Genomic DNA, 12,117 nt, shown 5'->3' on the forward strand with positions numbered 1-12,117 from the left:
CCTGTTCCTGGGACGGGGACTGCGGGGGGCGCGGGCCGTGACGCCGCGGGGGCGGCTGGTGCTGTCCCGCCGGGACCGCTGGTGGGCCGGGCCGTGATGGGGGGCGGCGCGCTGGGGGGCGCGCTCGCGGGCCGGGCGGGAGGCGTAGAGACGGTCGGGCCGGTGGGCCCGGGAGGGTCGGCGGGGGGCGCGGGCGGTCCGAAGGGCGGGGCGGAGGCGGCTGGCGGGCCTGGGGGCGTCGAGACAGTCGGGCCGGTGGGCCCGGGCGGCGCCGCCGGGGTGGCGGGGGGCGCAGGTGGACCTAGGGGTGCGGCGGGGGCGGCGGGGACAGCCGGTGGGTCTGGGGGCGTGCCAGGGAGTGCCGGGGGCTCGCCGTGGGGCGCTGGGGGTGCGCCCGGTGGTACCGGGGGCACTGCGGGCGGTGCCGCCGGCGCGTCGGCCGCCGGTTGCGCGGGCGCGTCGGCCGGTGTCGCGAGCGCCCCCGGCGGGGCCGCCGGCGCGTCAGGGGGCGCTTGGGTGCGTTGCGCCGGGACGACGGGCTCCGGGGGCTGCTGTTGGAGCGGCCCCGGGGGTGGTTCGGGGGGTGGTGACTGGGCCGGTTCGTGCGGCTCGGGTCCTCCGGTGCCGTGCCGCGCTGCCCCGGGCCGTCCCGCCACCGCGTTCTTCGCCGAGGTGAAGCGGTCGTCCAGGGAGTCGGGCGCCGCCGTGGGGCCCGTGTCCTCCGTGGCGTCCCCGTACAGCTCGCTCCACCAGTCGTCCTCGCGCCCCTCGGGCCTACCCCCCTGCTGGCTCATGCCCCTGATTGTCCACCGCGCGGGCCGGATGAAAACGGGGCATCGGGAAAATGCGGGCCGTCCGGTCATGTCGAACGGCGTGTCGAGGGACGGTCCGAACTCCCGTACGGCAGGCGGCTCATGGCCGCCGGGCGGCCCCACCCCCCACGGGAGGGCCGCCCGGCGACATCCTGCGTGACCCGCTCCCGCGCTCGTGTGGCGCGCTCGCGCACCGCGGGGTCCGGGTCACCGTCACACAGCGACCGGGCATACGGCGGCGCCGGTCGATTGGCGGGATTTCGGCTTGGTTTCCGGGGACGCGGCCAGGGGTCCGGGGTACCGCCGCGTGTCCTTCGGTGGTGCCACCTTGGCAGAGTCACCACCGGTACGGCGATGATGTGCGGCGGCGGGTTTACGCCGTGGCCGGTTCCCGCCAGACAGCACCGCGCGGGGTGGCTTGATATCGAGGGAGGGACGTGGGCCGATGCTGGCAGCCATAGGCCTGGACGAGACGCACGAGTCGGCGTACCGGGCACTGGTTTCCGTGGGCGCCGCCGAGGTGTCCGATCTGGCACGGCGCCTGTCGCTGGCCGAGCCGGACACCGAGCGTGCGCTGCGCCGGCTGGAACGGGAGGGTCTCGCGGCCCAGTCCCCGGCGCGGCCGGGCCGCTGGGTGGCGGCCCCGCCGGGGGTGGCGCTGGGCGCGCTGCTCACCCGGCAGCGGCACGAGCTGGAGCAGGCGGAGCTGGCGGCGGCGCTGCTGGCCGAGGAGTACCGGGCGACGGCTGCCGAACCGGAGGTGCACGACCTGGTGGAGGTGGTGACCGGCGCCTCCGCGGTGGCCCAGCGCTTTCTCCAGCTCCAGCTCGGCGCTTCCGAGGAGGTGTGCGCGCTGGTCACCGGCAACCCGGTGGTGGTCTCGGGGTCGGAGAACGAGGCGGAGGAGCAGGCGGCCGGGCGCGGGGTCCGCTACCGGGTGGTGGTGGAACGGGCCGTGCTCGACCTGCCCCGCGGCCTCGCCGAGCTGACCGCCGCGCTCGGCCGGGACGAGCGGGTGCGGGTGGTGGACCGGGTGCCGACGAAACTGGTGATCGCCGACCGCTCCCTCGCCCTGGTGCCGCTGACCTCGCGCACGGCCGAGCCGGCCGCGCTGGTGGTGCACGCGAGCGGCCTGCTGGAGCTGCTCGCCGGACTGTTCGAGTCGGTGTGGCGGGACGCGCTGCCGCTCCGGCTGGGCGGGGCCGGGGTGACCGAGCAGGAGCCCGACGGTCCCGACGCCACCGATCTGGAGGTGCTGTCGCTGCTGCTGGCCGGGATGACCGACGCGAGCGTGGCCAAACAGCTCGACCTGGGCCTGCGGACCGTACAGCGGCGCGTGAAGCGGCTGATGGAGCTGGCGGGGGTGACGACCCGGCTGCAGCTGGGCTGGCACGCCTACGAACGCGGCTGGGTGTCCCGCGAAGGCGCCTCCTGACCTCTTTTCCTGCTTCCTTCCGACCTGCTTCTGACCTGCGGCTTCTCCCGGACTCCGGCACTCTGGGCAGATGGGAGCGTGGGAACTCCTGCTGGTCGGCGTACTGATCGCGCTCGGCCTGTGCGGAGTGCTGGTGCCCGGGGTGCCGGGCTCGTGGCTGGTGTGGGCCGCGGTCCTGTGGTGGGCGCTGAAGGACCCGCAGCCGGTGGCGTGGGCCGTCCTGGTCGGGGCGACCGCGCTGCTGCTGCTGTCCCTGGTGGTCCGCTGGGCCCTGCCGCCCCGCCGCCTGCGGGCGAGCGGCGCCACCCCCCGTATGGCGGTCTACGCCGGCATCGGCGCCGTCCTCGGCTTCCTCCTGGTCCCGGTGGTGGGCGCGCTGCCCGGCTTCATGGCCGGGATCTACCTGCACGAGCGGTTGCGCCTCGGCGGCCACGGCGAGGCGATGGCCGCCCTGCGCACGACGATGGGCGCGGGCGGTTCCAGCGTCCTCACCGAACTGTTCGCGTGCCTGCTGATCGCGGGGGCCTGGCTGGGGGCGGTGGTGTGGGGGTGAGAGGGCGGGCAGGCGGCCCGGTCGACTGTCGACGGTGAGCGGTCGACGGTCCACCGTCGACAGTCGACGGTTGTCGGTCGACAGCCGACAGCCGACAGCCGACGATCAACAGCGGCCGGCCGACGATCAGCGAGCCGACCGAACACCCGCCCCACGGCCCACGGACCGATGGTCCAGGACGCGCCCCACGGTCTCGGCGACAGCCAGCAGGCCCGCGTCGTTGAAGTGCAGGTGGTCGCCTTGGTCGTAGCCCGGCAGGAGCCGCTGCGGGTCGGCGGGGTCGCGGAGCGCGGCGTCGGCGTCGGCGACCGCGTCGAAGACGCCGCCGGTGCGGATGAACGTGTTGACCTGCTGTCGTAGCGCCTCGCGGGCCGGGTTGAAGAGGCGGTGGCCGCGGTACGGGGTGAGCGTGACGCCGATGACCTGGATGCCGCGGGCGTGGGCGCGGGCGACGACCGTGCGGTAGGCGTCCGTCAGGGCGGTGGGGCTGGTCAGCCCGGAGTTGTTGATGTCGTTGATGCCCTCGAACACGACCAGCACCCGTACGCCGGCCCGGTCGAGGGCGTCGGCGTCCAGGCGGGACAGGCCGCTCGGTCCGGAGCCGCCGCGCAACAGGTGGTTGCCGGAGATCCCGGCGTTCAGGACACCGAGCCGGCGGGCGCTCAGGTGTTCGGCGAGCCGGTCGGGCCAGCGGCGGTTGGCGTCGGTGGTGGCGCCGATGCCGTCGGTCAGCGAGTCGCCGAAGGCGGCGACGCTGCCGGTGGCGGAGCCGCGGACGTCGACGCCGGTGACGTAGTACCAGGAGCCGGTGGTGGTCGTGTAGGCGGCGCCGGCCTCGTCCTGCGCCCGTCCGGCGCCGGCCCGGGCCACGTAGCTGGTCTGCATGGCCTGGCGGTGGAAGGTGGCCGGGCCGTCGTCGTCCGGGGTGTAGACGGTGACCAGGAGGTCGGCGCCGGCCCGTACGGGCAGCGGGACCGGGTCGGTGAGCAGGTCGTGCCCCGGTGCCACGGTGATGGTGCGGGCGCCGTGGAAGGTGGCGGTGCGCAGGGTGCCGGGCGCCGCGGCGGGGCCGGCGGCCCGGCGCAGGGCGACGGTGACCGCGCCGAGCCGCAGCGGCGCGGTGCCGAGCCGGTTGCTGAGCCGGATGCGTACCGCGGTGCCGCCGACGCTGAGGTGGACGACGTTACGGATGGCGGCGCCGGGCAGTGCGGGGGCGGTGCCGGAGGGCGCGGTCTCCCAGGTGCCGGTCCAGGCGCCCGGGCGGAGGGCCGGGGCGGCGGGCGCGGGTACGGCGGTGGCCGCGGCCCGGAGCGGCCGGGCGGCCTGCACGGCCGCGTGTGCCGTCGTGCCGGGCAGCACCGCGAGCCCGAGTGCCGCGATGACCCTTACGGTCCTGCCCATGTGTGCGCCCGCCTTCCGTGGCCCTGTCGGAGGCGACCGTGCCACAGGGCCGCCCCGCGACCCCGGACCGCCACCGCCACGCCACCCGCCCGGCCCAACGCGTCACGCCCAGCGCGTCAGGGCCAGCGCGTCAGGGTCAACCCCGCCAGGGTCAGGATCAGCCAAGTGACAACGATGTCCGTCCGGTGTGTAGACACGGGGAATTCCGCCGTGCTGTCATGCGGAACGGCCGCATTACAACGTTGTACCGAGTGGTACCGACTGCACTGGCGCGATCCCCGCGAAGCCTCAGCCGCATGCCCGACGCGCTCGCGAGAGCGCCGCCGTCCACCCGTGGAGCGTGCCGTGCACCCACCGATCCCCCGATCCCGTCCCCGGGCGCGGATCACCACCGCAGCTCGTCTGGTCCCGTGCCTGGCCGTGGCGTTCAGCCTGCTCGGCGCCCCCGCCGCCACGGCGCACGGCGCGAAGAGGCCGGCGCCCGCCTCCGCTTCGGCGGTGGTGGTGTCCGACGCGCGATTCGAGGTCCTCTCGCCCACCCTGATACGCACCGAGTACGCCGGGGACGGGAAGTTCGAGGACGACGCCACCTTCAACGCCGCCGGCCGGGACGCCTTCCCGTCGACGCCGTACACGTCCTCCGTGAAGGACGGCGTCCTGACGGTCACCACCAGCGCGCTGACGCTCCGGTACGACGTGGGGACAGGGCCGTTCGACGCGGACAACCTGAGGGTGCGGCTCAAGGCGGGGCAGTCGTCCGTGCTCGCGTCGCCGTGGCAGCACCGCACCTGCGCGGCGGGCGCGCTGTGCGAGGCCGAGGACCAGGTGTACGACGGGCCCGGACTGGCCACCGACCACCGTGACTTCACCGGCAAGGGGTTCCTGGCCGGCTTCGGCGTCGACGACAACTCTCTGTCCACGGACGTACGGGCGCCGTTGTCCGGCGCCTACGAGTTCGCCGTGCGGTACGCCAACTCGGCGGGCGGCGACGGCAGACACGAGACCCGGACGCTCAGTGTCACCGTGGACGGCGGCGCCGACCGGCAGTTCCGGCTGCCCGAGACGAGTGACTGGAACACCTGGGCGGTGGCGCAGCTCCCGTTGTCGCTGGCCGGTGGCCACCACACCGTCCGGCTGCATCGCGCTCCCGGCGACTCCGGCAACGTCAACATCGACAGCGTCGCCCTCGTGCAGGCCGGCGCCGGCTATCCCTCGCGGGCGGCGGCCGCGGTCCCCGGATGCCGCTTCGGCACCGGCTGCGAGGCGGAGGAGACACGTTCGGCCGGCTCCGCGCAGGTCGCCACCGACCACCGGGGGTACGCCGGGTACGGCTTCGTCGCCGAACTCGACCAGGGCGCCGGTCTCTCCGAGCCGGTGTCGGGCGTTCCCTCGGACGGCACCTACCTCTTGCACCTGCGCTACGCGAACGGCACCGGCAGCGACGGACTGCACCGGACGCGGAGCGTCGAGGTCACGGCGGGCGGCGGACCGGCCCGCACCCTCGAACTCCCGGCGACCGACGGCTGGGACGCCTGGAAGACCGCGTCCGTGCCCGTCGACCTGAAGGCGGGGACCCAGGACGTCGCCCTGAGCTGCCCCGACGCGGACAGCTGCCACGTCAACGTGGACACGCTCGCGCTGACCCCCCTCGCACAGCCCGCCCCCGCGCCGCACCTCGCCCTGGGCGGCTACCGCCGCAGCCTCGACGGGCTCGACGGCGATGCCGATCCGGCGCCCTGGACCACGCCCGGACTGCTGCACCGGGACGGCTGGTACCTGCTCGACGACACCGTGTCCGCGGCCTACGACAGGGGGACGAAGAAGGCGGCGCCGCGCCCCTCGCACGGTGCGCAGCCCTACCAGGACGGCTACCTCTTCGGCTTCGGGCACGACTACCGGCAGGGCCTGGCCGACCTCGCCACGCTGACCGGCCCGTCCGCGCTGCTGCCCCGCTGGGCGTACGGGGTGTGGTACTCCGAGTACATCGACCGTACGGCGGCCGACTACGAGAAGACGATCGTCCCGGCGTTCCGGGCCGCGGGCGTGCCGCTGGACGTGCTCGTCACCGACACCGACTTCAAGTCGCCGAACACGTGGAGCGGCTGGAGCTTCGACCCGGACAAGTTCCCCGACCCGAAGGGCTTCTTCGACTGGTCGCGCGACCAGGGGCTGGCCAACACGCTGAACGTGCATCCCGGCATCCTCGGCAGCGACCCGCGGTTCGCCCAGGCACAAGCCACGGCCAAGGGCAAGCTGGTGAAGGGCGGTTGCGCGTCCGGGGCCGGTTCCGACTGCTACACCTTCGACTTCGGCGACCCCGACCAGCTCGAGGCGTACCTCGACCTGCACCGGCCGATGGACCGCGCCGGCAACGACTTCTGGTGGCTGGACTGGTGCTGTGACACCTCGCGCTCCTCGCAGCCGGGCGTCACACCGGACGCCTGGATCAACCAGCAGTACGCCGACCTGACTTCGCAGACCGCGGACCGGGGGTTCGTCCTGTCCCGCGCCTACGGTTCGCTGCAGGCCGGCGGCTACAGCGCCGGGGTCGGGCTGCCCACCGGGCCCTGGGCCGACAAGCGCACCACGGTCCACTTCTCCGGGGACACCACCTCCGACTGGGGCACCCTGCGCGCCGAAGTCGGCTACACACCCGGCGAGTCGGCCGCGACGGGCCTGTCCGCGATCAGCCACGACATCGGCGGCCACAACGACGGCTACGGCATCCCCGGGGCCGAGACGTACACCGCCGGTGGCACGACCCACCGCACCACCAAACTGCCCGACGACCTGTACGCGCGGTGGGTGCAGTTCGGCACCTTCCAGCCGATCGACCGCCTGCACAGCAACCACAGCGACCGCCTGCCCTGGCAGTACGGGCCCCAGGCGCGGGCGTCGGCCGAGAAGTTCCTCAGGCTGCGCGAGGCGCTCGTGCCCTACACCTACAGCCTGGCGCGCGAGGCGAGCACCACCGGAGTCCCCGTCGTCCGGGCGTTGTACCTGCAGTACCCGGAGGAGGAGAACGCCTACGGCAAGGCGGGCAGCGAGTACCTGTACGGGCCCGACATGCTCGTGGCCCCGGTCACCCGGCCCGGCGAACGCACCACCACGTCGGTCTGGTTCCCGCCCGGGCAGTGGACGGACTACTTCACCGGGGCGAACTGGACGGCGCCCGCCGGCGGGGCCACGTACGACATCACCACCACCCTGGACACCATGCCGGTGTTCGTGCGCTCCGGCGGCATCGTCGCCACCCGGTCCTCGGACGTGCCGGGCGACGCCGGCGGCGAGCGGGGCGGGCTCACCCTCACGGTCGCCTCGGGCGGTTCGGGCGCCCTCTCCCTGTACGACGACGACGGGAGCAGCACCGTCCCGAAGCGGGCCACGACCGTGCGGGCCCGCTACTCGGAGCGGGCGTCGTCGGGTCGTCTGACGATCGGGGCCGCTCGCGGCACGTTCGCGGGCCAGGCGGAGCGGCGCCGGTGGACCGTGCGCTTCCTGGGCATGCGGCAGGCTCCGAAGACGGTGACGGCCTCGGGCAGGCCGCTGCCGCCCTCGGCCTGGTCCTGGGACGGCGACCGGCACACGCTCCGGGTCACCCTTCCCCCGCGGAGCACCCGCGAGGCGGTGACGGTGGGCTGGCGGTGAGAGTGAGCGCGGCGGCTGGACCACCCCGGAGGTGGAGGGGTGGGTGTGCGCGGCCTGGAGGAGCTTGGCGGCGCCGCGGACGGCGGCGGTGTGCGGGGCGGGCACCACGCGCAGCGGCACGTGCAGCCGGGCGGTGAGCTGGTGGACGATGTCGGGGCGCAGGGCGCCTCCCCCGGCCACCAGGATCTCGCGGCACAGGGCGTCGGTGGTGAGCAGGGTGTGGTCCTGGCGGAGCATCGCGGTCAGCATCCCGGCCACGGCGTCGGCGAGCTGCCCGGGGGTGGTCGTGCCGTATCCAGGTCTCCGGTGCCCAGGGCGGTGCGGCGCGCGTCGGTGACGTCGCCGTCGCCGAGCAAGACCACCTCCGTGAGAGGGGCGCCGATGTCCACCACGAGCACGGGGCGGGAGAGGTCCGCGCCGGCGGCCAGGGCGATGCCCCGGGCGCTGGGCACGGTCAGCACGCCCTGGCCCTGCTCATCGGCCTGGTCGTCGGCACCTACTCCTCCGTGCTCACCGCCGCCCCGCTCGCCGTGGAACTCCACCGGCGTGCCTGAGACGACGGCCGCGCACCGGACCGTGCCCTGCGCGCGGATGCCAGGCGGCGTCCCCCCTACTTCGGGACGCGGCGATCCTCTGTCCGCGGGGCGGCCGCCGCCACCCGCAGGTGCTGCACCGCGTACGACCGCCAGGGCCGCCAGCTGTCCGGGGCGTCGACGCCGGGCGGGGCCACGTCAGGGTCGCCGAGGGCGCGGACGCGGACGGTGGCGACCACGGCCGGGTCGAGGCCGGGCAGGGCGAACAGGGCTCGTGCCGCGTCGTCGCGGTCGGCGCCCGGATCGAGTCGTACGGTGCCGTCGGCCAGGGCGGCGGCCAGCGCGCCGAGCGGGCCGCCGGGCTCGGCGCCGGCGAGGGCCGCGGGCTCCGGGAACAGGTGGGTGAGGCTCCCGCAGGGCGCGTCCAGGGCCTTGCCGTACCGCAGGACCAGCTCGGCGGCCCCGGCCACCCCCACCAGGGCCCGCACCGCGGGCTCCAGCGGGTCGGCGGCGCCGGGCGAGCGCAGTCCGGGCCGGGCGGCGACCAGCGGGGCGAGCCCCGGGTCGGCGGCGAGCCGCTCGTCCACCGCGTACGGGTCGGCGTCGAGGTCGAACAGCCGCCGCAGCCGCTGCACCGCGGTGGTCAGGTCGCGGGGGTCGGTGAGGTGCAGCCGCGCGTCGAGCCAGCCGCCCGGGTGGGTGCCGCCGGTCGTCCTCGGGCCCCGGGGGCGCTCGCCGACTGCGGCCAGCCCGGTGCCGTACGGCAGCCGCAGGGTGCGCCGGTAGGTGCGGTCGCCGGGGGTGCCGCTCACCTCCTCGACGCCGGGTACGGCCTCCCGGGCGAGCTGGTCGAAGACGACGGCCGCCTGGTAGGGGCCCCGGTGGGCGAGCCGGAGCGGGATGCCGGCCCCCGGTGCGGCCCGGCGGGCGCCCCTGGACCGGGGAGCGGCGGCCCGTACCTCGGTCGGCGTCGCGGCGTACACCTCGCGGACGGTGTCGTTGAACTGCCGCACGCTGGAGAACCCGGACGCGAACGCGATCTCGGTGATCGGCAGATCGGTGGTGCGCAGCAGCAGCCGGGCGGTGTGCGCCCGCTGGGCGCGGGCCAGCGCCACCGGTCCGGCGCCGAGTTCGGCGGTGAGCTGGCGCTGTACCTGCCGGGCGCTGTAGCCGAGCCGGGCGGCGAGGCCCGCGACGCCCTCGCGGTCCACGACGCCGTCGGCGATCAGGCGCACGGCCCGGCCGACGGCGTCCGCGCGGACGTTCCACTCGGCGGAGCCCGGCACGGAGTCCGGCCGGCAGCGCCGGCAGGCCCGGAAGCCGGAGCCCTGCGCGGCGGCCGCCGTCGGGAAGAACCGCACGTTCCGCCGCTTGGGCGTCACCGCGGGACAACTGGGCCGGCAGTAGATCCCGGTCGTCTCGACGGCGAAGAAGAACGCGCCGTCGAACCGCCCGTCCCGGCTGCGCACCGCTTCGTACCTGCTGTCCTCGTCCATCACACGTCCCATTGTCGGATGCGGACGGCAGGACGGGCTGGCGGGAATCGGACACGGAGCCGCGAGCGGGGCGGGGCCGGGGCACCGGTTGCAGCGCCCCCGCCCGGCCCCCGCCCGGCCTCCGTCGCCTTCGTCCAGCGGCAGCGGTGATCAGCTCCAGCGGCCCCGCTTGGCCTCCATCGCCGCCCGGCCCTGGGCGTGCTTGCGCTTCCAGTCCTTCTTGATCTCGGAGCGCAGCCGGGCGTCCGTCTTGGCGACGATCCACTGGTTCTCCCGCATGAGCTTGCGGTAGCTCTCCAGCCGCCGGACCGGGAGCTCCCCGTCCTCGACCGCGGTGCGGACCGCGCAGCAGGGTTCGGACTCGTGCGAGCAGTCGTGGAAGCGGCACCGCTCGGCCAGCTCCTCGATCTCGGAGAACACCTGCCCGACCCCGCCGCCGGCGTCGAACAGGCCGACGCCGCGCAGGCCGGGGGTGTCGATGAGGACACCGCCCGAGGGCAGCGCGAGCAGGTTGCGGGTGGTGGTGGTGTGCCGGCCCTTGCCGTCGACGTCCCGGGCGGCCCGGACGTCCATCACGTCCTCGCCGACGAGCGCGTTGGCGAGGGTGGACTTGCCCGCGCCGGACTGCCCGAGCAGCACGGACGTGCCCGACCCGACGAGGGCGACGAGGGTGTCGAGGCCGTCGCCGTGCAGGGCGCTGACGGTGAGCACGGGCACGCCGGGCGCGCTCGTCTCGACGTCCTGCACGAGGTGGGCGAGGGTCACCGGGTCCGGCACGAGGTCGGCCTTGGTGAGTACGACCACGGGCTGGGCGCCCGACTCCCACGCCAGGGCGAGGAACCGTTCGACGCGCCCGAGGTCGAGTTCGACCGCGAGGGACACCGCGATGACGGCGTGGTCGACGTTGGCCGCGAGGATCTGCCCCTCGGACCGCTTGGAGGAGGTGGAGCGCACGAAGGAGGTGCGGCGCGGCAGGTACGCGCGCACGTAGCGGGGGTTGCCGCCGGGTTCGACGGCGACCCAGTCGCCGGTGCACACGACCCGGAGCGGGTCGTGCGGGGTGACGAAGGCGGTGTCGGCCCGGAGCACACCGCCCGGGGTGACCACGTCGCACTGGCCGCGGTCGACCCGGATCACCCGGCCGGGCAGCAGCCCTTCGGCCTCGTAGGGGGAGAACGCGTCGGCCCAGGCGTCGTCCCAGCCGTAGGGAGCCAGCGCGGAGGGAGCAGCGGAGCTGGAAGTCAAGGGAGACCCTTCACAAGGGTGGCCCCGGCGTGCGCGTACGGCGCGGTTCGGTCAGCCGGCGGCCACGGAGGTGGACTTGAGGAGTTCCTGGATGAGGGCAGCGCCCAGCACAGTGACAGCCATCGGTCGACACCTCCTCGTCTCCGCTCGCGCTTCGCACACACCGCTCCGGCGTGTGTGATCACTCTCCCGCCCCGGGGCGCCGCCCGTCAACGGGTTTTTCCGTCACCGCCGCCGGCGCCCGGTCCGTGCCGCCGGGGTGCTCAACCGGTGGCGCAGGGCGCGCCGTTCAGGGTGAATCCGTGCGGGGGCCGGTTCTCGCCCTGCCAGGAGGCGATGAACCCGAAGGACAGGCTGCCGTGCGCGGGCACGGCCCGGTTGTAGTCGGCCGCGGTGGCCGTGACGCGGGAGCCGTCCTGGTGGACCGTGGCGTCCCACATCTGGCCCGCCTGCTGGCCGTCGCGGAAGTTCCAGGCGACCTGCCAGCCGGTGAGGGCCTTGTCGGTGGTGACGGTGACGGTGGCCTGGAATCCGACGGCCCACTGGCTGTCCAGGTGGTAGGCGACCCGGCAGGTGGCGGCGGGGGCCCTGGTGCGGCTCGGATGGCCGCCGGGGGTGGCGGACGAGGTGCCCTGGGGTCCGGGACCGGGGTTCTTCCGGCCGGCTTCGGCCTTCGTGGCGGCCCTGGACGGGGTGGTGGAGGGCGAGCCGGAGGCGGAGCGCTCGGCGGAGGCGGACGGTGAGGCCGCGGGGGTGCGGGCGGTGGTGTGCGGCGCGGCGGGGTCGGCGACCGGCTGGCGGTCGTCGCGGGCGGCCGCGCCGGCGTCCCCGGAGCCGCCGAACGGCATCATGGACACGCCGAGGGCGAGCGCCGACAGCAGTACGGCGGCGCCGAGCAGCGCGTTGCGCAGCACGCGGGCGCGGGCGGCGGGTTCCTTCGCCTCGGCGCCCTCGGCCGCGGGCGGGCCGCCGGCGCCGAGCCGGACCTCGGTGG

The 12,117-nt window shown here is 75.3% G+C and carries 7 protein-coding genes and 2 pseudogenes; 4 read left to right on the forward strand and 5 right to left on the reverse strand.

Going from position 1 to position 12,117, the window contains the following annotated elements:
- Positions 1–1,257: 1,257 nt before the first annotated feature.
- Positions 1,258–2,247, forward strand: coding sequence for a helix-turn-helix domain-containing protein (locus PV343_RS39715; RefSeq protein ID WP_319151919.1), 990 nt, complete (start codon positions 1,258–1,260; stop codon positions 2,245–2,247).
- 70 nt (positions 2,248–2,317) lie between these two features.
- On the forward strand, positions 2,318–2,800 hold the full coding sequence (locus tag PV343_RS39720) for a DUF456 domain-containing protein (protein ID WP_319151920.1): 483 nt from the start codon (positions 2,318–2,320) through the stop codon (positions 2,798–2,800).
- 126 nt (positions 2,801–2,926) lie between these two features.
- Here the strand turns inward: PV343_RS39720 and PV343_RS39725 are convergent, their stop codons facing one another.
- Entirely contained in the window at positions 2,927–4,201 is a 1,275-nt protein-coding gene (locus PV343_RS39725; RefSeq protein ID WP_319151921.1) for a GDSL-type esterase/lipase family protein, read from the reverse strand.
- A gap of 345 nt (positions 4,202–4,546) precedes the next feature.
- On the opposite strand from PV343_RS39725, the gene PV343_RS39730 reads away from it, so the two are divergent.
- On the forward strand, positions 4,547–7,849 hold the full coding sequence (locus PV343_RS39730; RefSeq protein WP_319151922.1) for a TIM-barrel domain-containing protein: 3,303 nt from the start codon (positions 4,547–4,549) through the stop codon (positions 7,847–7,849).
- A 12-nt stretch (positions 7,850–7,861) separates the two neighbouring features.
- On the opposite strand, the pseudogene PV343_RS39735 reads toward PV343_RS39730, so the two are convergent.
- Positions 7,862–8,316: pseudogene (locus tag PV343_RS39735) on the reverse strand (rod shape-determining protein); the annotation flags it as partial.
- Here PV343_RS39735 and PV343_RS39740 point away from each other — a divergent pair.
- Positions 8,311–8,403, forward strand: a pseudogene (locus PV343_RS39740) (hypothetical protein); the annotation flags it as partial. The pseudogenes PV343_RS39735 and PV343_RS39740 sit on opposite strands and share 6 nt — an antisense overlap.
- A gap of 56 nt (positions 8,404–8,459) precedes the next feature.
- Here the strand turns inward: PV343_RS39740 and PV343_RS39745 are convergent.
- From PV343_RS39745 to PV343_RS39755, 3 genes are all read right to left on the reverse strand, one after another.
- Positions 8,460–9,878, reverse strand: coding sequence for a DNA-3-methyladenine glycosylase 2 family protein (locus PV343_RS39745; protein ID WP_319151927.1), 1,419 nt, complete (start codon positions 9,876–9,878; stop codon positions 8,460–8,462).
- A 150-nt stretch (positions 9,879–10,028) separates the two neighbouring features.
- Positions 10,029–11,123 (reverse strand): ribosome small subunit-dependent GTPase A, encoded by a 1,095-nt coding sequence (rsgA, locus tag PV343_RS39750; RefSeq protein WP_319151924.1) that lies wholly within the window; start codon positions 11,121–11,123, stop codon positions 10,029–10,031.
- 263 nt (positions 11,124–11,386) lie between these two features.
- Positions 11,387–12,117 (reverse strand): cellulose binding domain-containing protein (locus tag PV343_RS39755; protein ID WP_319151925.1); only part of this gene is annotated, 731 nt, incomplete at its 5' end.

This window comes from Streptomyces sp. WI03-4A, from assembly GCF_033792105.1.
In the GTDB taxonomy this organism is placed as follows: Bacteria; Actinomycetota; Actinomycetes; order Streptomycetales; family Streptomycetaceae; genus Streptomyces; species Streptomyces collinus_A.

What these genes read in the sequence shown, in the direction of transcription:
- PV343_RS39715 (WP_319151919.1), top strand. Translation starts at nt 1,258, where the DNA reads ATGCTGGCAGCCATAGGCCTGGACGAGACGCACGAGTCGGCGTACCGG.
- PV343_RS39720 (WP_319151920.1), top strand. Translation starts at nt 2,318, where the DNA reads ATGGGAGCGTGGGAACTCCTGCTGGTCGGCGTACTGATCGCGCTCGGC.
- PV343_RS39725 (WP_319151921.1), bottom strand. Translation starts at nt 4,201, where the DNA reads ATGGGCAGGACCGTAAGGGTCATCGCGGCACTCGGGCTCGCGGTGCTG.
- PV343_RS39745 (WP_319151927.1), bottom strand. Translation starts at nt 9,878, where the DNA reads ATGGACGAGGACAGCAGGTACGAAGCGGTGCGCAGCCGGGACGGGCGG.